The 18,114-nt window shown below is 70.7% G+C and carries 22 protein-coding genes and 1 pseudogene; 10 read left to right on the forward strand and 13 right to left on the reverse strand.

What is annotated here, in order from left to right; translation table 11 throughout:
- Window positions 1-106 precede the first annotated feature (106 nt).
- Window positions 107-838 carry a hypothetical protein gene (locus U9R90_RS14410; protein ID WP_411056829.1) on the reverse strand — a complete coding sequence of 244 codons (732 nt, stop codon included), beginning with the start codon at window positions 836-838 and terminating at the stop codon, window positions 107-109.
- A 344-nt stretch (window positions 839-1,182) separates the two neighbouring features.
- Here U9R90_RS14410 and U9R90_RS14415 point away from each other — a divergent pair, with 344 nt between their 5' ends.
- Complete coding sequence (locus tag U9R90_RS14415) at window positions 1,183-1,695, forward strand: Pycsar system effector family protein (RefSeq protein WP_411056830.1); 513 nt, start codon at window positions 1,183-1,185, stop codon at window positions 1,693-1,695.
- Window positions 1,696-1,705: 10 nt separating this feature from the next.
- Here U9R90_RS14415 and U9R90_RS14420 read toward each other — a convergent pair whose 3' ends face one another.
- The 3 genes from U9R90_RS14420 to U9R90_RS14430 all read right to left on the reverse strand — a co-directional run bounded on the left by U9R90_RS14420 (window position 1,706) and on the right by U9R90_RS14430 (window position 4,115).
- Window positions 1,706-2,401, reverse strand: a complete 696-nt coding sequence (locus U9R90_RS14420; protein ID WP_411056831.1) for a Crp/Fnr family transcriptional regulator — start codon at window positions 2,399-2,401, stop codon at window positions 1,706-1,708.
- A gap of 135 nt (window positions 2,402-2,536) precedes the next feature.
- A complete protein-coding gene (locus U9R90_RS14425; protein ID WP_411056832.1) occupies window positions 2,537-3,349 on the reverse strand; it encodes a cytochrome c biogenesis CcdA family protein in 813 nt (270 codons plus the stop codon).
- A gap of 103 nt (window positions 3,350-3,452) precedes the next feature.
- Window positions 3,453-4,115, reverse strand: a complete 663-nt coding sequence (locus U9R90_RS14430; protein WP_411056833.1) for an SCO family protein — start codon at window positions 4,113-4,115, stop codon at window positions 3,453-3,455.
- Between the two features lie 98 nt (window positions 4,116-4,213).
- Here U9R90_RS14430 and U9R90_RS14435 point away from each other — a divergent pair, with 98 nt between their 5' ends.
- Together U9R90_RS14435 and U9R90_RS14440 are read left to right on the forward strand one after the other, a co-directional pair.
- Window positions 4,214-4,546 carry a DUF2752 domain-containing protein gene (locus U9R90_RS14435; RefSeq protein WP_411056834.1) on the forward strand — a complete coding sequence of 111 codons (333 nt, stop codon included), beginning with the start codon at window positions 4,214-4,216 and terminating at the stop codon, window positions 4,544-4,546.
- Window positions 4,547-4,554: 8 nt separating this feature from the next.
- A complete protein-coding gene (locus tag U9R90_RS14440) occupies window positions 4,555-4,812 on the forward strand; it encodes a hypothetical protein (RefSeq protein WP_411056835.1) in 258 nt (85 codons plus the stop codon).
- A 46-nt stretch (window positions 4,813-4,858) separates the two neighbouring features.
- Here U9R90_RS14440 and U9R90_RS14445 read toward each other — a convergent pair whose 3' ends face one another.
- From U9R90_RS14445 to U9R90_RS14475, 7 genes are all read right to left on the reverse strand, one after another.
- A complete protein-coding gene (locus U9R90_RS14445) occupies window positions 4,859-5,506 on the reverse strand; it encodes a DUF305 domain-containing protein (protein ID WP_411056836.1) in 648 nt (215 codons plus the stop codon).
- Window positions 5,503-6,135, reverse strand: a complete 633-nt coding sequence (locus U9R90_RS14450; RefSeq protein WP_411056837.1) for a DUF3105 domain-containing protein — start codon at window positions 6,133-6,135, stop codon at window positions 5,503-5,505. Before U9R90_RS14450 ends, U9R90_RS14445 begins: the two co-directional genes overlap by 4 nt.
- A 170-nt stretch (window positions 6,136-6,305) precedes the next feature.
- Window positions 6,306-6,704, reverse strand: coding sequence for a hypothetical protein (locus U9R90_RS14455; RefSeq protein WP_411056838.1), 399 nt, complete (start codon window positions 6,702-6,704; stop codon window positions 6,306-6,308).
- A 128-nt stretch (window positions 6,705-6,832) separates the two neighbouring features.
- The gene (locus U9R90_RS14460; RefSeq protein WP_411056839.1) at window positions 6,833-7,810 is read right to left on the reverse strand and encodes a M56 family metallopeptidase; all 978 of its coding nucleotides are present in this window, start codon (window positions 7,808-7,810) and stop codon (window positions 6,833-6,835) included.
- Window positions 7,807-8,253, reverse strand: a complete 447-nt coding sequence (locus tag U9R90_RS14465) for a BlaI/MecI/CopY family transcriptional regulator (RefSeq protein ID WP_411056840.1) — start codon at window positions 8,251-8,253, stop codon at window positions 7,807-7,809. The genes U9R90_RS14460 and U9R90_RS14465 overlap by 4 nt, the downstream gene beginning before the upstream one ends.
- Window positions 8,254-8,335: 82 nt before the next feature.
- Entirely contained in the window at window positions 8,336-8,779 is a 444-nt protein-coding gene (locus tag U9R90_RS14470; protein ID WP_411056841.1) for a GNAT family N-acetyltransferase, read from the reverse strand.
- Window positions 8,780-8,873: 94 nt separating this feature from the next.
- Window positions 8,874-9,464, reverse strand: a complete 591-nt coding sequence (locus tag U9R90_RS14475; protein WP_411056842.1) for a TetR family transcriptional regulator — start codon at window positions 9,462-9,464, stop codon at window positions 8,874-8,876.
- Window positions 9,465-9,606: 142 nt separating this feature from the next.
- Here U9R90_RS14475 and U9R90_RS14480 point away from each other — a divergent pair, with 142 nt between their 5' ends.
- Complete coding sequence (locus U9R90_RS14480; protein ID WP_411057746.1) at window positions 9,607-11,124, forward strand: FAD-dependent oxidoreductase; 1,518 nt, start codon at window positions 9,607-9,609, stop codon at window positions 11,122-11,124.
- Between the two features lie 191 nt (window positions 11,125-11,315).
- Here U9R90_RS14480 and U9R90_RS14485 read toward each other — a convergent pair whose 3' ends face one another.
- On the reverse strand, window positions 11,316-11,777 hold the full coding sequence (locus U9R90_RS14485) for a hypothetical protein (protein ID WP_411056843.1): 462 nt from the start codon (window positions 11,775-11,777) through the stop codon (window positions 11,316-11,318).
- A 155-nt stretch (window positions 11,778-11,932) separates the two neighbouring features.
- Here U9R90_RS14485 and U9R90_RS14490 point away from each other — a divergent pair, with 155 nt between their 5' ends.
- The 3 genes from U9R90_RS14490 to U9R90_RS14500 all read left to right on the forward strand — a co-directional run bounded on the left by U9R90_RS14490 (window position 11,933) and on the right by U9R90_RS14500 (window position 13,471).
- The gene (locus U9R90_RS14490; RefSeq protein WP_411056844.1) at window positions 11,933-12,268 is read left to right on the forward strand and encodes a YnfA family protein; all 336 of its coding nucleotides are present in this window, start codon (window positions 11,933-11,935) and stop codon (window positions 12,266-12,268) included.
- Between the two features lie 209 nt (window positions 12,269-12,477).
- A complete protein-coding gene (locus tag U9R90_RS14495) occupies window positions 12,478-13,248 on the forward strand; it encodes an SDR family NAD(P)-dependent oxidoreductase (RefSeq protein ID WP_411056845.1) in 771 nt (256 codons plus the stop codon).
- Window positions 13,249-13,252: 4 nt separating this feature from the next.
- On the forward strand, window positions 13,253-13,471 hold the full coding sequence (locus U9R90_RS14500; protein WP_411056846.1) for a hypothetical protein: 219 nt from the start codon (window positions 13,253-13,255) through the stop codon (window positions 13,469-13,471).
- A 15-nt stretch (window positions 13,472-13,486) separates the two neighbouring features.
- Here U9R90_RS14500 and U9R90_RS14505 read toward each other — a convergent pair whose 3' ends face one another.
- Window positions 13,487-14,680, reverse strand: coding sequence for an RtcB family protein (locus U9R90_RS14505; protein ID WP_411056847.1), 1,194 nt, complete (start codon window positions 14,678-14,680; stop codon window positions 13,487-13,489).
- A gap of 163 nt (window positions 14,681-14,843) precedes the next feature.
- Here U9R90_RS14505 and U9R90_RS14510 point away from each other — a divergent pair, with 163 nt between their 5' ends.
- The 3 genes and pseudogenes from U9R90_RS14510 to U9R90_RS14520 all read left to right on the forward strand — a co-directional run.
- Window positions 14,844-15,770 (forward strand): DUF3558 domain-containing protein, encoded by a 927-nt coding sequence (locus U9R90_RS14510; protein ID WP_411056848.1) that lies wholly within the window; start codon window positions 14,844-14,846, stop codon window positions 15,768-15,770.
- Between the two features lie 126 nt (window positions 15,771-15,896).
- Window positions 15,897-16,829, forward strand: a complete 933-nt coding sequence (locus U9R90_RS14515) for a DUF3558 domain-containing protein (RefSeq protein WP_411056849.1) — start codon at window positions 15,897-15,899, stop codon at window positions 16,827-16,829.
- A gap of 118 nt (window positions 16,830-16,947) precedes the next feature.
- A pseudogene (locus tag U9R90_RS14520) lies at window positions 16,948-18,114 on the forward strand (DUF2637 domain-containing protein); the annotation flags it as partial.

The raw sequence follows: 18,114 nt of genomic DNA on the forward strand, positions 1-18,114 counted from the left end.
TGCGCCCTCGCGCTCGGCGCGGTCAGACTCCCCTTGCCGCACATGACCTTCAGGCTGTTCTGGCTCTTCGCTCTGTTCCTCGCTCATCCCTGACCGTCACTCGACGTTACTGTGAGATCCCGAAGACAGCACCCTCGGCGTTGACTGTTCCATAGAACGTCTGAACTACCTGTCCTTGGTCTCGAGTTGCCGCACGCTCCTCCCTCGCAGGGGCCAGCTCACCCGCACCGCCCGGGGCCGCCCCCTCCAGATCACAGCCTCGTACGTCATGCCCAGGCACCCAGATCCAAGCCCGCCCCGTGTACTCCTTCGCCTCGACCCGTACCTCCTGGAACTCCTTCACACGGAAGGTCGTGTACGCCTCACGGACCACGTCGTTGAACACGGTGACCGAGACCCCGACAGCCAGGCAGGCCTCCGGCGCCGAGGCCAGAGCGGTGCGCAGCACCGCGCTGTCGCATATCCGGCCTACTTCGACCGGCCCCTTACCGACGAAGCCGTTCGCCCCCGCCGAGGCCGTGCCGAAGTGCACGGCCGCCCTGAGCCTCAGCCACGCCTCCGGCACGCGCCCGTGGTTGAAGGCCCGCAGGCCGGCATCCAGGGTGCGCATAAATACGTCAACCAGGGCGGGCTCGGAAGCCCCTTCGGGCAGAACCGCGAACACCGAGTCCCCGGCTTCCTGTGTCACCCATCGGTCACGGTCCAGCCCTGCCGCGTCGGCCGCCTCGCCGACCAACCGTGAAATGGCCTCCTGAAACAGCGTCTGCGTCAGTACGTCTGCGCCGCCGTACCCCTTCGCGTCCACCGCCAACAGCAGTCTGCGTCCGAACGTACCCATGCCGCCCGGCCCACCCGCACGATTCCCAGCCATCACACCCCTCATGCACGCGACTCAGTGAGGGAAAGGATGCCGTACGACTCATCTCCCCCGCTATTCAACGGAGTTACTGCTCTGCCAGCGAGTGGCCTCAAGGCACTCTCATGGACGATGCGGCGCCCGCTCCCCCCATGCGGGCGCCGACACACCAGTCGTACACCAGGCGCCGGGACCCGGACCTCGTGGAAATACGGGATGCCAGAAATCCACATAGGCATGCCGGAAATCCGTACAAGTGACTGGTTCAGTCAGCTCGGCCACCGGCTACTGGAAGGACCACACCCGCCACTCAGAGGAGGACCCCGATGCCACCGACCGGCGCCGGCCCGGACGGCCGCCCAGCCTCGTTCATGTTCAGCGCGCTGCAGACAACCCATCAACACGCGGACGCGAAGGCCGGGATTCTGGCGGGGGCGCAGGCGGTGCTGGTGGGCACGGCAGGCGCGTGGAGCCACCAGGCCCTCCACGCCTGGGAGCGAGGCGGAGCGGTGGGGGCGACGGCGGGAACACTGCTGACACTGTTCATGTGCGGGCTGTTCGGTGGCGTGGGGTGCCTGGTGGCAGCGCTGCAGCCCCGGGTACTGCGGCCTACCTCCACCAACCGGTACAGCTTCGTTCACCTGGCGTCGGGCCCGGACATCCTGCCTGCCGAAGGCGCCCACGAGACCTCGGACCGGCTGGAGTTGTCGCAGGCCATACGGTTCCTCGCTCGCGTCGCCGTGCTCAAGTACCGCTGCCTCACCGGCGCGGTGGCCTGCACGGCCCTGATGGCTGTGAGCGCCGGGCTGAGCGTGGTCCTGCGGCCGGTGCTGACCTGACGCCGAGGTGCTACGGCCGCTCGTCCACCAGATCCGCAAGCCTCCTGAGTCTGGGTAGGTCGCGAACCGTGGTCGAGCGATAACCGGTCTCCAGCAGGCCCTCGTCGCGCAGCTCGCGCAGTCCCTTGTGGATCGTCGTCTCGGCCGCGCCGATCAACGCGGCGATATCCGGCTGTGTCAAACGGCAGCCGACGACCACGCCGCCGCTGCCTGGACGCCCGTAGGCGGCGACGAGTTCCACCAGCAGCCGGGCCAAGCGCACCTTGGCCGGATAGCCGCGGAAGTCCAGCCGCCGTCGGTTCGCCCAGCGCAGCCGCTCCGAGACGATCCCGGTCAGGGCCACAGAGACCTCAGGACGCCGCATCAGAAGATCGTGAAGCACAGCGGGCTGCAGCAGCCGCGCCGTCATCGGGCCGCAGGCGGTCACGGTGGCCGAGCGCGGCGCGCCGTCCATGGCCGCCATCTCACCGACCGTGTCGCCCCCGACCCGTACGGCGAGAAGAGAATTCTCGCCGTTCTCCGCGGTCGCCGTGACCTTGACGAAACCGGACAGCAGTAGCAGGACGTGCCGGTCGTGCGCGCCCTCACTCAGCAGTACGGAACCCGCCTCGAACCGCACCGCGACCCCCAGGCCGAGCAGTTCCCGTCGCGCCGGGGTCGGCAGTACGCCCAGGAGACTGCGTGCGGGCCATTCCTCGGACCCCATCGGCGTGACCACTCTCCCCTGCCCTGTCTACGACCACGAACTCAGTTCACACAACCACAACTTCGAACGCGACCCCAGGCTAAGGACGCACCCCGCCCATTCCCGGACTCCGCTGGCCGTCACCGGCGTCGGCCCCTACAGCGGGAGTTCGTAGCCGCCGACCCAGAGCTGCAGCTCGTAGACCATCAGGGCCCACAGGCCGGTGACCTGGGCGATGCCGACCGCCACCAGGAGGCCGCCGCCGATGCGCAGCACCAGGCGGGCGTGGCGGCGGGCGAAGGCGAAGGCGCGCATGCTCTTGCCGAGGGCGAGCGTGAAGAGCAGGAACGGGACGCCGACGCCGACCGCGTACAGGAAGGCGAGGAAGGCCCCGCGTGTGGTGGAGCCGGTGGTGAGGGAGAGGGAGAGGACCGTCGCGAGGGTGGGGCCGATGCAGGGGGTCCAGCCGACGCCGAACATCACACCGAGGAGCGGGGCTCCGGCGAGTCCGGCACGCGGGGCGAACTGCGGGCGGAAGGTGCGCGAGAGCAGCGGTATGCGTTCCAGTACGCCCATGAACATCAGGCCGAGCGCGATGGTGAGGGCGCCGAGCACGCGGAACACCGTGTCCTGGTGGGCCAGGAGCAGGGTGCTGACCGAGCCGAACAGCGCGCCGTACGCGGTGAAGACGGCCGCGAAGCCGAGGACGAACAGGGCCGTGCCGAGCAGCGCCCGGCCACGGGCCCTGCCGTCGGCGGCCTGCTGCTCCTGTGCGTCGGCGGCGGTCATGCCGGTCGCGTACGACAGATAGCCCGGGACCAGGGGCAGGCAACAGGGGGAGGCGACCGTGATCGCTCCCGCGGCCAGCGCGATGGGCGCGGCGAGGAAGAGCGATCCGGAGCCGACCACCTGGCTGATGTCGAGGGACAAGGTGCTGCCTTCCGGCCGGTTCGGGCTGTCGGTCGGCACGCACTCTATCTCCTAAGGAAGTTAGGTTCTAAGGTGGGTAGGTGATCGCGGCCGCGTCCCGGCAGAGCGCGGCAGGACGCGGCCGCGGCGGAGTCAAACGGAGTCAAGGGGTCTTGCCCTGCAGGAGCTTCGGCAGGTCCTTGGCGTAGTCGTCCTCGGTTGCCTCCTCACCGTGGTAGAGCACATGCCCCATGTCGTCCGTCGGCGAGAAGGCGAGGGCGGTCTTGCCGTGCGTGGCACTGACCGTCCCCTCGGCGTCCTTCGTCGCCGGGGCCATGCCCACACCCACTGTGCGGGCAGCGGCCTGCACGGTCTCGAAGTCCCCCGTCAGGCCCACGAAGTCCGCGTGCCCGGCGCTGCTCAGCCACTTGCCGAGCTCCGCCGGCGTGTCGCGTTCGGGGTCGGTGGTGACGAAGACGAACCGGACCTTGTCCCGGTCGGCCTTCGGCAGGTCCTTGTAGGCGAGGGCGAAGTTGCTCACCGTCAGCGGGCAGGCGTCTGGGCAGTGCGTGTAGCCGAAGTAGAGGTAGGTCAGGCGGCCTTCGGTCTCCTTGCGCAGATCGAACTCCTTGCCGTCCGTGTCCGTGAGGACCAGGTCCGGCTTGGCGAACGGCTGGTCCAGGACCCGCATGGCGGCGGGCGCGGTGGCGTCCACGGAGACGAGCGGCTTGTCCTCGTCTGACGTACTGGCGCCGCTGCCACAGGCGGACAGGGTGAGCGCCGCGACGGCGGTCAGTGCGAGAGTGAGAACGGTGGGTTTGCGCATGGGGAACGCCTCTGCGGGTGAGATGGGTGAGGAGAAGTACGGCGTGGTCAGTGTGGTGAGTACGGCGTGGTGAGTACGGCGTGGTGAGTGGCGGCAACGTGAGTGTCGGTGGACGGTGGCGCGGGCCAGGCCGCCCGGTCTGGGAGGAAACCGACCGGCACCGGTGGCTCGGCCCGCTGACTCTGGCCGGGTTGGCGGCGGGCACGGCGATGGCCGTGTTCGGGCTGCCCCCGGTCGATCTGCACGGTCCGCTGCACTACCTGGGCGTGATGGGCCCACTGTGCGGCGGCACCCGCGGTGTGCACGCGGCCCTGCTCGGCGACTTCGGCACGGCATGGCGCTACAACCCGCTCAGCGTGGTGCTGGTCGTCGGAGCCGTGGCCTTCGTGGCGCGCGCGAGGCCGTCGGGCGCATCGGCTGACGCTGGCTGAACCTGCGGGTGCGGCGCCGCCCGCTGACCCTGGCCCTGCTGGCCCTGCTGGCCTTGCTGGCCCTGCTGGCCCTGCTGGCCCTGCTGACCCTGCTGGCCGTACGACAGCAGCTGAACGCCGACCTGCTGCGGACCGGCCCCGAGTCCTGGGCATTCACCGGACTGCCGCTGTACGCCGCCGTACTCGCGACGGCCACGGCCGCCCTGGGGCTCGTGGCGCTGGTCATGCGGCGCCACGCGCGCGGTGGCGGGGCGGAGCACGGCTGAGCCCCGCCACCACCGCACGCGTACCGCGCCGCCAGGTGGCAGCGCGTCATCTGCCGGAACCCGCGCCGCGCGCCGCGAGCATGTCGGCCATCAGCTTCATCTCGGAGCGCTGGCCGCGGACCATGCCCTGAGCCAACCGGACGGTCAGCGGGTCGTCGGCCAGGTCGACTGCCCCCTGAGCCATGTCCACACCAGCACGGTGGTGCTCGGTCATCAGCTCCAGGAAGAGCACCTCGGCGTCCTTGCCCTTGGCCTTGCGCAGCCGGTCCAGCTCGGTGTCGGTGGCCATGCCGGGCATCAGGGCGCCGTCGCGCGGCTCGTAGTCCGTGTCCATGTCGTGGCCCATCCAGGCCATGGGCGGCCGCTGCGAGGACTTCGGCAGCCCCCACGCCTCAAGCTGGCCGAGCAGCATGCCGCGCTGGTTGGCCTGGGTGTTGATGATGTCGTACGCGAGACGGCGCACCTCCTCGTCGTCGGTGCGCTCGCGGACGATGAAGGACAGCTCCACCGCCTGCTGGTGGTGGACGGCCATGTCGCGGGCGAACCCGGCGTCCGCCGAGCCCGCGTCCGGGTCCGCGCCGTCGGCGCGCGAGGCCGTCATCGCCACCAGGGCGAGGACGGCCAGGCACAGCGCGAGCGCGGCCCCGGCGTACGGCAGCCAGCGGGCGGGGCCACGCCTGGCGGCGTCGGTCATGCCGTGCTCCCGCCGGTGCAGGCGGCGCCCGGCTCAGGGGTCTGCGGACCCTGGACGTACTTGTCCAGGAACTCGGCCACGCGCGCGTCGTCGGCCTCGTCCACCTTCAGCTGGTGGCCCCAGGCGGTCAGCGCTATCGGCGACGACTGGTCCTTGTACGGGCTGATGAACGTGTACGGGGTCTTGGCCACCCTGTCGCTCAGCGCCTTGACGTCGGCGTCGGCGGCCTTGCCGTTGTACGTGACCCAGACCGCGCCGTGTTCGAGGGAGTGCACGGCGCTCTCCTCGGGCACTTCCTTGGTGTAGACCTCGGCGTCGCAGTTGAGCCAGGACTGGTTGTGGTCGCCGCCCGCGGCCGGGCTCATGGGGTAGTCGACCTGCTTGTCCACGTGGTTCTGGCTCAGATCGGACCAGCTCTTCTCGCCCTGGACCGGGGCGGCCTTGGCCTGCTGCTTCTCGTTGGCCGCGTCGACCAGGTACCAACCGCCGCCGACCACGGCCGCGAGGATCACCGCGGATGCGGTGATCGCCAGGAGCCGGTTGCGCTTCTCGCGGGCCTGCTCGGCGCGGCGCATCTCCTCAAGGCGGGCCTTGCGGGCCTCCGCCTGCTTCTTCGTCTTGGAACCCATGGGAATGTCCTTCTCCCGCCGCGGCCTGGGCTGTTCCGGGCGCGGCGGTGCTGTGTTCGTCGCTCATGCGATGTGGTCATGGAGGCACACGGCGGCGGACGGAAGGGGTACCGAAAGGCCACAGAAGGGCCACAGGCGGGTCATAACGGACCGGTCCGCCGCAGGATGCTCTACACGCGCAGGCGCTGCAGCAGATGAAGGTCCGGGGCGCGCGGGGCGGCGTCGGTGAGGCGGATCGCGCACGCCTCGGGGGCGCGCGGGGTGGCGGCGTAGGGGCCTCGCTCGGCCGCCGCGACCGGCTGCGGGGTGTGCGAGGAGGCGCCCCGCACGGCATGGCCGACGGGCCCGTCGCAGTTCGAGTGGCCTTGCTCGACGCACTCCTCGCAGAGCGGCTCGCCGTCCTGCGCCGCCACGTCCATCGGGGCGGCGGACGTGGCCCGCGTCGGCTGGTCCATGCTCGGGCCCGCGCCGGCCGCCACGGCGGAAGCGCAGACCATCACCAGGACGGCCACGGCGGTCAGCACCGCGGCGAGGAGGCGCGCGAGCGGACGCACCGGAATCGGACGCACGGGATTCGGATGCACCAGAGGGCGTACGGCATTCGGACGTACCGGAATCGGACGCGCGGGTGCGGAGGTCAGCACCGCCTCACCTCCGACTACCTAACCCACATAGGGGACTGTGACTGTCGGTGAACCTACCAGACGCCCCGCGCGGCGGCGGGCGCGTCCGGCAGGGGGCAGGTCTTCGCCCCGGTCGAGGCCAGCGCGGGCTGCACCGCGACCACCAGCGGCAGTACGAGCAGCGCGCCCGCCGCCAGCGCCCCGCCCCAGACGACGGCGCGGTGCAGCGGCCGGTGCCCGGCGAGCAGCCGCCGTACCCGGCCCGCCACCTGGCCGCCCGACGCGGCGAGCGAGGCCGCGGGTGCGCCCGCTCCGGCGAGCTCGACCAGGGCGGTGGCCAAGGTCAGTGAGCTGGTGCGGGCCGTGGCCTCGTCGTCGGCGGCCAGCTCCACCAGACGTCGCGTCTCGGCCGCGGCCGTACGGAACAGCGACAGCCCGGGGAACGCCCGCTCCAACGCGTCGGCGTACGCGAGGACCAGGTGGTGGCGCTGGCGGATGTGTGCGCGCTCGTGGGCGATCACCGCGTCCAGCTCGTGCGGCTCCAGGGCGGCCAGCGCCCCGGAGGTCAGGACGACCCGGTGTCCCTGTCCCGGCAGGCAGTACGCGGCCGGGCGGGCGTCCTCGAGAACGGTGACTCCGAGCCCGGCGTGCGCGCGCCCGACGATCGCGAGGAGGGCGGCGTGCCGACGCCGCTCGGCCCTGGCCCGCAGCAGGGCCGCCGCCAGACACCAGACGGCCCGCGCGAGCACGGCAAGGGCCAGCGCCGTACCGCTGGCGCCGACCGCGCCGCCGCCCGGTGTCGCGTACTGGCGGCTCAACGTCAGCGAGCACGCCCGGAGCAGCTCGGCGAGACCGCCGCTGAGCGGCAACATCGGCACGGCGAGCACGAGACCGCCCAGCACGACGGAGACCACGACCGTCGCGGTCAGCGCCTGCCAGGCCCAGATACCGAGCCGTGGCGACCGTGCCACCCAGCTGGTACGGGCCAGCAACGGCCGGGCGAGCACCGCGAGCACGGCCGCGTACCCGACCAACAGGACCGCGACCTTCACGACCGGGCCCCAGCGTCCGCCGCGTCCCCCGTGCCACTGGTGTCCCCCGTGCCACTGGTGTCCGCCGTGCCAGCCGTGTCCGCCGCGCGCCGCACGGCGAGCGCCGCCCGTAGCTCGGCGACCTCGTCCTCGTCCATCGCGTCGAACAGCCGCACCAGCGTCGCCGTGCGGTCGGCGCCGGTCGCCCAGACCTGGTCGATCAGCGAGGCCGCGTACTCCTCACGGGACTTCGTGGCCCGGTACCGGAAGGCCCGCCCGTCCTTCGTACGGGACAGCCACCCCTTGCGGTGCAGGATCTCCGCCACGGTCTGCACCGTGTTGTACGCCAGCTCCTGTGACCGGGCGCGGTTCAGCGGCTCCAGCACCTCGCGCACGGTGAGCGCCCCGTCCGCGGCCCACACCGCGTCCATGATCGCCTGCTCCAGCTCACCGAAGCCCCGCATCCCAGCCGCCTCCCAGCCCGAAAACCTACGCGTCAGGGTACGTGGCACCGGGCACCGGGCACCGACTGGCGCTTGGGCCCGATCAGCCCGCTGAGCCCTTGAGCTCCTTGGTGAAGTGGAAGGCGGTGATGTCCAGACGCTCGCGCAGATAGAAGCGGTGCGCATCGGTGCGCCGGGTCCCGGAGTCCAGCCGGAGCTCGTAGCAGCCGGATTCCCGCGCACGCTCTTCGAGCGAGGCGAGCAGGTGGTGCCCCACTCCAGTGGAGCGCGCGGCCTCGGCAGTGACCAGGTCGTCTACGTACAGCTGCCGCAGCGCGCTGGTGCCGACCATGATCCGCCAACCGGCCACCCCCACACAGCAGCCGTCCTCGGCATAGGCGGCGGTGAAGCGCAGCCCCTGGTCATGCCCTTCCGCGTAAACCTCGCGGAAGAGGTCCTCGGTCAGGTGCGGGCGGAGTTCCCTCAGGACGGGCAGTATCTCGGTGGCGAGCCGGGGGTCCCCGGGCTCGAGGTCGATGATCTTCATTGCAGCAGCGTACGGGCTGGGCGTGCGCCTAGGCCGTGTCCGACTCCGGCCTAAAGCCCGTCTGACTCCGGCCGCCCCGTCCGGCGACTGGCCCTCAGGGCGCCTCAGCCGTCAAGTACCGCTGCACCGTGGGTGCCAGCCAGGCGATCATCTCGTCGCGGGTCATCTCAACGGCGGGTGGAAAGCAGAGCACATAGCGCGCCAGCGCCATGCCCAGGATCTGGGAGGCGACGAGCGCGGCGCGGCGGGGGGCGTCGGTCGGGTCGGGGCAGACACCGGCGACCACCGGGCCGAGCTGCCGCTTGAAGATCTCCCGCATCCGCTCGGCGCCGGCGGCATTGGTGACGCCCACGCGCAGCAGCGCCGTCAGCACTTCGTCCCGCTCCCAGCGATCGAGGAAGTGACCGACGAGCGCCGCGCCGATGTGCCGGTCCGGCATGGCCCCCACCTCGCTCAACTCGCCGAACTTCAGGTCGATTTCGGAGGCGGCGGCGAAGAGTCCTTCCTTGTTTCCGTAGTAGCGCATCACCATCGACGGGTCGATTTCGGCATCTCGGGCGATGGCCCGGATGGTGGCGCGCTCATAGCCGTCGGCCGCGAAGCGCTCACGGGCAGCGTCGAGGATCGCGGCGCGTGTGGCGTCGGAGCGGCGCGGGGCGGCGGGTCTGTCTGCGGTGTCAGCCATACCAACAAGCGTAGGCCAACAAGTGTTGACAGTCCATGCCCGACCGCCCTACAGTTGCCAACAAGCGTTGACCCACGGATGTTGACCCACAAGCGTTGACCATCGTCCGTTGACCCGCACGTGCTGGCACTGGGAGGCCACCATGAACGGCAACACCGGCACCAACGGAACTACCCACACCACTGGCGCCACCGAGACCACTGACGCCACCGGCACCACCGCTCAGCGCCACGTCATCGTCACCGGCGCGGGCCCCACCGGGCTGCTGCTCGCCGGTGACCTCGCCGCCGCCGGCATCCCCGTCACCGTGCTCGAGAAGCGCCCTGCCGGCATCAGCAACCTGACCCGCGCCTTCGGCGTACACGCCCGCACACTTGAGCAGCTCGACGCCCGCGGCCTCGCCGACGAGCTGGTCAAGACGGGGCAGCCGCTCACCGAGATCCGACTGTTCGGCCAGCTCTCCCTGCAACTGGGCGGGCTGCGCTCCCGCTTCCCCTTCCTGCTCAGCACTCCGCAGTACGAGGTCGAGCGGCTGCTGCACCGCCGCGCGACCGAGCAGGGCGTCGCCTTCGTGTACGGCGCCGAAGTCACCGCGGTACGGCAGGACTCGGCCGGTGTGGAGGTCGAGGTGCGCCACGAGGACGGCACCGCCTCGACCTACCAGGCCGCCTATCTGGTCGGCGCCGACGGCGTACACAGCGCCGTGCGGAAGGCGATCGGCCAGGCGTTCCCCGGCCGCCCCGTGATCAGCTCCATCGTGCTGGCCGACGTCAAGCTCGACAGCGAGCCGGACCTCACCGTGGCGGTGAACGGCTCGAACGACTCCTTCGGCTTCATCATCCCCTTCGGCGACGGGTACTGGCGGGTGGGTGGCTGGAACCGCGCACACTCCGACGTCCCAGACTCCGCGCCCACATCGCTGGACGAACTGCGCGCCATCAGTCGGCGCGCCTTCGGCTCCGACTTCGGTATGCACGACGAGCGCTGGATCTCCCGCTTCCACAGCGACGAGCGCCAGGTCGCCGAGTACCGCACCGGCCGCGTCTTCCTCGCCGGGGACGCCGCGCACACCCACTCCCCCGCAGGCGGCCAGGGCATGAACACCGGCCTGCAGGACGCCGCCAACCTCAGCTGGAAACTGGCCGCGGTCCTCAAGGGCCACTCCCCCGAGACCCTTCTCGACACCTACCAGTCGGAGCGCCACCCCGTGGGCAAGGCCGTCCTGCGCAGCAGCGGCTCCATCGTCCGACTCGCCACCGCACACAACACCCCGCAGTACGCGATACGTTCACTCCTCACCAGCCTGCTGAACCGGGTACGCCCGGCCCGCGAGAAGGCCGTCGGCCAGATCACCGGCATCGGATACGCCTATGGCGCACCCCGTGGCGCCCACCGCCTGGTGGGTCGACGCGCCCCTGATGTCGCCCTGGCCGACGACGGTCGGCTGTACGAAGCGCTGCGCGCGGGCAAGTTCGTCCTGATCACGCCCGCCGACACCACGGTGGCGACGGACGGCGACCGGGTTGTAGGCACCCACTGGGCCACCGGCGACCGCGGCACCACCCTCCTCATACGCCCCGACGGATACGTGGCCTGGGCCAGCGACCGCCCGGACCCCACCGCCCTGCGGTCCGCCCTCGCCGAGTGGACCATGGCCTAAGCCGTCGCCCGGCGAGGCCCTGGAGCCGGTCGCGCCGCTGGCCGAGGCAGAGGCCATGGACCTCTTCGCCACCTGCGCCGGCCGCCGCGCCCGGCTTCGCCCTGGATGCCCGGAGCACCCGACGCCGCAGCGCACCAGGCCCCGAACCGCCACCTCACGCAGACGTCGCAGGCGTCGCAGGCGGAAGGGTGTCAAAAAACGTAGGAATCCCCCGTGTCCAGCGCCAGCACCTGATGCCGGTCGTTGTCCGGGTTGCGGTCCGCCGCAGCACCGCTCCACACCGTGTCGATCCGCACGGTCGCCTGGGACGGCGCCCCGGCCAGCCGCACCACGACCGCGACCTTCTCGCCCCGCTCCCCGGCTTTCAGTTCCCCGGTGCCGCACAGCACCACCCGCCGCGCCGACCGCAGACAGCCGTCCGGCAGCTCCTGCCGGGGCGCGAGTGCCACCGAGTAGCGCAGCCGCACGGTCGCGTCGGACACATCCGCGGGCCCGTGGTTCGCCGGAACCAGCCAGACCCCGAGCCGCCCCTCCCCCAGAGCGGCGAAGCCGTGGTACGACACATCCGCCTCCGGCGCGACGGCCCCCGCCGGAACCGTCCCGGCCAGCGCCACAGCAGCGGCCCCGGCCGCCACCACACCCGCTCGCCTCATCCACACCCTCGTCCGCGCCCTCATCCGCACTCGCACCCGATTCCCCTTTGCGCAGATTCATCCAGATACAGACGCAAGATATCGATAAAGCACAATTAGCCGTGTCCGCAGCCCAGTTCGGCGCGTCCTGATGAGCCCGTGCCAAGCTGTTGACCATGCTGGTCACCCGCTCTGTCGCACTCTTCACCCTCGCCGGACTCCTGGAGATCGGCGGCGCCTGGCTCGTCTGGCAGGGCGTACGGGAACATCGCGGCTGGATCTGGATCGGCACCGGCGTCCTGGCGCTCGGCGCCTACGGCCTGGTGGTCACGCTCCAGCCGGACGCCGAGTTCGGCCGCGTCCTCGCCGCGTACGGCGGGATCTTCGTCGCCGGGTCGATCGCCTGGGGCATGGTCGCCGACGGCTACCGGCCGGACCGCTGGGATGTGGCCGGAGCACTGATCTGCCTGGCCGGGATGGCAGTCATCATGTACGCACCACGCGCCCGCTGAGCCCGCGGCACGCGCTGAGCCGACGGCTCCCGCTAACCCCACGGCTCCCGCTAAGCCCACGGCTCCCGCTAACCCCACGGCTCCCGCTAAGCCCACGGCATCCACGGCGCCCACGACATCCGCTATACGGCCTTCCCGGACGAATCACCGGCCACCCCGCCTATCCTGGCTGACACCGCAACGTTCGCACGTACGCACGAGGAGCACCCATGACCGCCGTCGCCAGCGCCTCCCGCATCGCCGTAGTCACCGGTGCGAGCAGCGGCATCGGTGCCGCCACCGCACGGCAGCTGGCGGCCGCCGGATACCGGGTCGTGCTCACCGCGCGCCGCAAGGACCGCATCGAGGCACTCGCCGAGGAGATCAACGCCGCGGGCCACCAGGCCACGGCCTACGCCCTCGACGTCACCGACCGCGCCGCCGTCGACGAGTTCGCCACCGCCTTCCGCACCATCGGCGTCCTGGTCAACAACGCGGGCGGCGCACTCGGCGCCGACCCCGTCGCCACCGCCGACCCCGCCGACTGGCGCCAGATGTACGAGGTGAACGTCATCGGCACGCTCAACCTCACCCAGGCCCTGCTCCCCGCCCTCACCGCGAGCGGCGACGGCACGGTCGTCGTCCTCTCCTCCACCGCGGGCCACTCCACCTACGAGGGCGGCGCCGGGTATGTCGCCGCCAAGAACGGCGCCCGCGTCCTCGCCGAGACCCTCCGTCTGGAGATCGTCGGACAGCCGGTCCGGGTCATCGAGGTCGCCCCCGGCATGGTCAGGACCGAGGAGTTCGCCACCACGCGCTTCCGCGGCGACGAGGAGAAGGCCGCGAAGGTGTACGAGGGGGTCGCCGAGCCGCTGACCGCGGACGATGTCGCCGAGACCGTGACCTGGGCCGTCACCCGGCCCAGCCACGTCAACATCGACCTGCTGGTGGTACGGCCCCGCGCCCAGGCCTCCAACTCGAAGGTCCACAGGGAGCTCTGACCCCATGCCCGACGCAGCCGAGGACCAGAACCAGGCCGAGACCCAGAACCAGGCCGAGACCCAGAACCAGCACGACACCCAGGACCAGCACGACCGCGAGCAGCGGCACCTGGCCCAGGAGAAGAAGAACGAGCGTCTGGTGTGGTGGTACCTCGCCTACTTCCTCTTCGGCATCCACATCATCGCGTTCATCATGATCTACGCGGTCACCCACGCCGAGTGATCCCCGCGATCCACGTCAGCCCTTGACGCAGACGACCTGCTTCAGCTTGGCCACGACCTCCACCAGGTCCCGCTGCTGGTCCATCACCTTCTCGATCGGCTTGTACGCACCGGGGATCTCGTCCACGACACCGGAGTCCTTACGGCACTCCACGCCCCGCGTCTGCTCCTCCAGGTCCTGTGTCGAGAACCGGCGCTTCGCGGCGTTCCGGCTCATCCGCCGACCGGCACCGTGCGAGGCCGAGTTGAAGGACTTCTCGTTCCCGAGCCCCTTCACGATGTACGAGCCGGTCCCCATCGAGCCCGGGATGATCCCGTACTCCCCGGAGCCCGCCCGGATCGCACCCTTCCGGGTGACCAGCAGGTCCATGCCCTCGTACCGCTCCTCCGCCACGTAGTTGTGGTGGGCGGAGATCTCCGGCTCGAAGGTCACCTTGGCCTTCTTGAACTCCTTGCGGACCACGTCACGGAAGAGCGCCATCATGATGGCGCGGTTGTACTTCGCGTACTCCTGCGCCCAGAACAGGTCGTTCCGGTACGCCGCCATCTGCGGGGTCTGAGCGACGAAGACCGCCAGGTCGCGGTCGATCAGGCCCTGGTTGTGCGGCAGCTTCTGGGCCACCCCGATGTGGTACTCGGCCAGCTCCTTGCCGATGTTCCGGGACCCGGAGTGCAGCATCAGCCAGACCGACCCCGACTCGTCGAGGCAGAACTCGATGAAGTGGTTTCCGCTCCCGAGCGTTCCCACCTGCTTCGTGGCCCGCTCCTGACGGAACTTGACCGCCTCCGCGATCCCGTCGAACCGCGCCCAGAAGTCGTCCCACCTGGCCGTCGGGAACCCGTGCAGCCGCCCCGGGTCAACCGGCGAGTCATGCATCCCCCGGCCGACCGGAATCGCCTGCTCGATCTTCGTGCGCAGCCGCGACAGGTCCCCGGGCAGGTCGTTCGCGGTCAGCGAGGTCTTCACGGCCGACATCCCGCAGCCGATGTCAACACCGACCGCCGCAGGACACACCGCGTCCTGCATGGCGATCACCGAACCGACCGTCGCCCCCTTGCCATAGTGGACGTCCGGCATCACGGCGAGGCCCTTGATCCACGGCAGCGTCGCGACGTTCCGCAGCTGCTGCAGCGCACCCTCCTCGACCGACGCCGGATCGGTCCACATCCGGATCGGTACCTGCGCCCCCGACACCTCTACGTACGACATATCTTCCTCATTCCCCCGAAAAGTCTGAAAACGCAAAAACCGGTGCCCAGGCCAGCAAAAGAGACAGCGGACCGGCATCCACGGCAGCGCGTGCGATACACATTGTGTCCATCGACCGCCATCGGGCGGCAACTGACTTTTTCGAACCGAAGGGAGCCGGACCGTGCAGCGTAGGGGGTACGTACCGAGCGCAGCGGCGCTCCTCGCGGCGCTGCTCGTGGGCTGCACCAGCGGCTCGGGGGACGGCGCGGCGACCGATGACTCCAAGGGGGGCGACTCCGGCGCGGCGACGTCGACCGCCTCGTCCGGCAGGCACCAGACGCTTCCCGACCCGTGCCGAGCCATCGACCGGGGAACCCTCGACACGCTGCTGCCCGGCCTTGAGGAGCTGCCCGACGAGCGGCGGCAGACGGTGTACGAGGGTACGCCGACCGTCACGTACGACACCGATCGCCGGGTGGGCTGCCGCTGGAAGTTCGAGTCGTCGGACGCCGTACGGCATCTCCATGTCGACTTCGAGCGGGTCGCGTCGTACGACGACGAGGTGAGCGACGACGAGCGGGCCGAGGACCTGTACGAGGCGAAGGAGGAGGCTGCGGACCTCCCCTCACCCGGCGCGACGGGCAGCGACGAGCCGAGCGGCGACGCGAGCGACAAGGGCGACGACGAGGGTGAAGGCGCGGGCGAAGGCGAGGGCGACGCGAGCGACGCCCCGTCCGACGACGCCTCCGACTCCCCCTCAGGCGACGCAGACACAGACGCAGACGCAGACACCGACCCCGAGGCCGACGCGGACGCGGACGCCGACTCCAGCAACGACCCCGAGGCCGACAGCACGCCCAGCCCGACCGGCCTCGAACCCCGCACCCTGGACGACCTGGCCGACCAGGCCTTCCTCGACGACCGGCTCACCGTGACCGGTTCGGCGGCCCGGCTCCGTACCGTCACTGTGGTGTTCCGCACGTCGAACGTCCTGGTGACCATCGAGTACGACGAGCAGCCGACCCGTGGAACCTCCGAGCCGGACAGCAAGGAACTGCAGGACAGGGCGCGGAAACTGGCCGGAAGCCTGGCCGGGACGTTCGACTGACGCCCGGCCCTGCACCCACCGCCGCCCCCGCCGGGCACTCTCACACAGCCCTCACGACGCCCACGCCTTGCGCGTACCGTGGCGCTGGGCGCACCCCCGACCGGACGACCGATGAGTGAAGGAACCATGCACCGATCAGCACCGCGAATCACCCGCATACTCGCCGCCTGCGCAGCCGTACCGGTGATCCTGGCCGCGTCGGGCTGCTCCTCGGACTCCGGCGACGGCGGCAGTGGGAGCGACAAGAAGGACACGGGTACGCAGTCGTCCGCGGCGCCGGACTCCGGCGCCGGCGACAAGCCCGCGACCGTGAAGAAGGCGGCGTTCGACAAGCTGCCCGAGGTCTGCGAGACGCTCTCCGGCAAGACGATCGACGCACTGGTGCCCGAGGCCGAGAAGAAGTCGGGCAAGGTCGCCAAGTCGGACAACATCAACAACCGCGCGAGCTGCAGCTGGAACGGCCTGGACACCAAGGGCACCAAGGGCTCGCAGTACCGCTGGCTGGCGGTCTCGCTGCAGCGCTTCGACTCCAACCAGACGGTCGGCAGCGGCGAGGACCAGGCCAAGGCCCAGCTGGCCAAGAAGGCCGCCGAGCCGGAGGCCGGGGGCGAGGCGAAGAACCTCAAGTCCAAGCCGCTGAAGGGCGTGGGCAACGAGGCCGTCCTGGTCACCTTCGACAAGAAGAAGAAGGAGGGCGACTTCAAGGACCAGCGGATCGTCGCCCGAGTCGAGAACGCGATCCTGGTACTCGACTACAGCGGTGCCGGTCTCGCCGGAGCCAAGTCGCCGGACGCCGCCGACATGGCCAAGGACGCGACGTCCGCCGCGGAGGAGGTGGCCGCCGCCATCATCACCGCGAACGAGGCCGCCGCCGCCGACGACGCGAGCAAGAACGAAGACGCCAAGGCTGAAGACTCCAAGGCTGAAGACGGCAAGACCGAAGACAGCAAGACCGAAGACAGCAAGGCCGAAGACAAGGACACGGACAAGTCCTCCGCGGAGCCCACGGCGAAGGCCGACGCGGACGACGAGAAGGACGCCGCGAAGGACGACCAGTAAGGTCGGCCGCACGCACGTCGCGTGCCCGGTCACGGAGGTGACCGGGCACCGGACAGAACAGCCGAACAGAGGGGGATCAGGGGTGGCCGCGCCACTGCGCCTGACACGCACGCACCGGATGTTGATCGGGGTGGTGGTCGCGGGAGCGGTCGTCATCGCGGGGATCGGTTTCGCGGGTTCGTACGCGGCGGTGCGCGACCTCGCCGAGAAGAAGGGCTTCGGCACCTTCGCCCTGGTCTTCCCGATAGGCATCGACGCGGGCATCTGCGTCCTGCTGGCCCTCGACCTGCTGCTGACGTGGATACGCATCCCGTTCCCGCTTCTGCGGCAGACCGCCTGGCTGCTGACGGCGGCCACCATCGCCTTCAACGGCGCGGCGGCCTGGCCCGACCCGCTGGGCGTGGGGATGCACTCGGTGATCCCGGTGCTGTTCGTGGTCTGCGTCGAGGCCGCCCGGCACGCGGTGGGCCGGATCGCCGACATCACGGCCGACAAGCACATGGAGGGCGTACGGTTCACCCGCTGGCTGCTCTCCCCGCTGCCCACCTTCCTCCTGTGGCGCCGGATGAAGCTGTGGGAGCTGCGCAGTTACGACGAGGTCATCAAGCTGGAGCAGGAACGTCTGGTCTACCAGGCCCGGCTGCGCTCCCGCTACGGCCGCGCCTGGCGCCGTAAGGCCCCCATCGACGCGCTGATGCCGCTGCGGCTGGCCCGCTTCGGGGTGCCGCTGTCGCAGACCGCACGCGCTGATGCCGCTGCGGCTGGCCCGCTTCGGGGTGCCGCTGTCGCAGACCGCGCCTGGCGGGCTGGCCGCGGCGGGTATCGACCCGCCGGTACTCGCGCCCGCCGCGCAGCCCTCGCGGGCTGTGGAGCAGGCGCAGCACGCGGAGCTCGCCCCACCCGCAGCGGGCGAGCGGCCCGACGACAGCCACGTACAGCAGCAGCCCTCGGCACAGGAGGAGGCGCCGCTGCCCGCCACACACGAGAGCCCCTGGTTCGCGACACCGCAGCCCGCGCCCGCGCCCGTGCCCGCCACCGTCACCGCCGCCCAGCAGCCGGGCTACGAGCGCGCGTACGCCCCGGAACCCCCGTACGACGAGTGGTACGAGCAGGACCAACAAGCACAGCAAACCCAGCAGCCCCACCAGATCCAACAGGCCCACCAGACCCAGCAGGAGAGCGCGCCGCACGAGGACACGGGCGGCTCCCAGACCTCCGAGTTCCCCATCCCCGCCGGCCCGGGCCGCACCCGCCCGCTCGCCATCCCCGGCCAGCGCACCGACGG

The organism is Streptomyces sp. E11-3, assembly GCF_046540415.1.
GTDB lineage: Bacteria > Actinomycetota > Actinomycetes > Streptomycetales > Streptomycetaceae > Streptomyces.

Bases quoted from the DNA above. Each gene is read 5' to 3' on its own strand.
- U9R90_RS14410 (WP_411056829.1), bottom strand. From the start codon at position 838: ATGGGTACGTTCGGACGCAGACTGCTGTTGGCGGTGGACGCGAAGGGG.
- U9R90_RS14415 (WP_411056830.1), top strand. From the start codon at position 1,183: ATGCCACCGACCGGCGCCGGCCCGGACGGCCGCCCAGCCTCGTTCATG.
- U9R90_RS14420 (WP_411056831.1), bottom strand. From the start codon at position 2,401: ATGGGGTCCGAGGAATGGCCCGCACGCAGTCTCCTGGGCGTACTGCCG.
- U9R90_RS14430 (WP_411056833.1), bottom strand. From the start codon at position 4,115: ATGCGCAAACCCACCGTTCTCACTCTCGCACTGACCGCCGTCGCGGCG.
- U9R90_RS14445 (WP_411056836.1), bottom strand. From the start codon at position 5,506: ATGACCGACGCCGCCAGGCGTGGCCCCGCCCGCTGGCTGCCGTACGCC.
- U9R90_RS14450 (WP_411056837.1), bottom strand. From the start codon at position 6,135: ATGGGTTCCAAGACGAAGAAGCAGGCGGAGGCCCGCAAGGCCCGCCTT.
- U9R90_RS14465 (WP_411056840.1), bottom strand. From the start codon at position 8,253: ATGCGGGGCTTCGGTGAGCTGGAGCAGGCGATCATGGACGCGGTGTGG.
- U9R90_RS14470 (WP_411056841.1), bottom strand. From the start codon at position 8,779: ATGAAGATCATCGACCTCGAGCCCGGGGACCCCCGGCTCGCCACCGAG.
- U9R90_RS14475 (WP_411056842.1), bottom strand. From the start codon at position 9,464: ATGGCTGACACCGCAGACAGACCCGCCGCCCCGCGCCGCTCCGACGCC.
- U9R90_RS14480 (WP_411057746.1), top strand. From the start codon at position 9,607: ATGAACGGCAACACCGGCACCAACGGAACTACCCACACCACTGGCGCC.
- U9R90_RS14485 (WP_411056843.1), bottom strand. From the start codon at position 11,777: ATGAGGCGAGCGGGTGTGGTGGCGGCCGGGGCCGCTGCTGTGGCGCTG.
- U9R90_RS14490 (WP_411056844.1), top strand. From the start codon at position 11,933: ATGCTGGTCACCCGCTCTGTCGCACTCTTCACCCTCGCCGGACTCCTG.
- U9R90_RS14495 (WP_411056845.1), top strand. From the start codon at position 12,478: ATGACCGCCGTCGCCAGCGCCTCCCGCATCGCCGTAGTCACCGGTGCG.
- U9R90_RS14500 (WP_411056846.1), top strand. From the start codon at position 13,253: ATGCCCGACGCAGCCGAGGACCAGAACCAGGCCGAGACCCAGAACCAG.
- U9R90_RS14505 (WP_411056847.1), bottom strand. From the start codon at position 14,680: ATGTCGTACGTAGAGGTGTCGGGGGCGCAGGTACCGATCCGGATGTGG.
- U9R90_RS14515 (WP_411056849.1), top strand. From the start codon at position 15,897: ATGCACCGATCAGCACCGCGAATCACCCGCATACTCGCCGCCTGCGCA.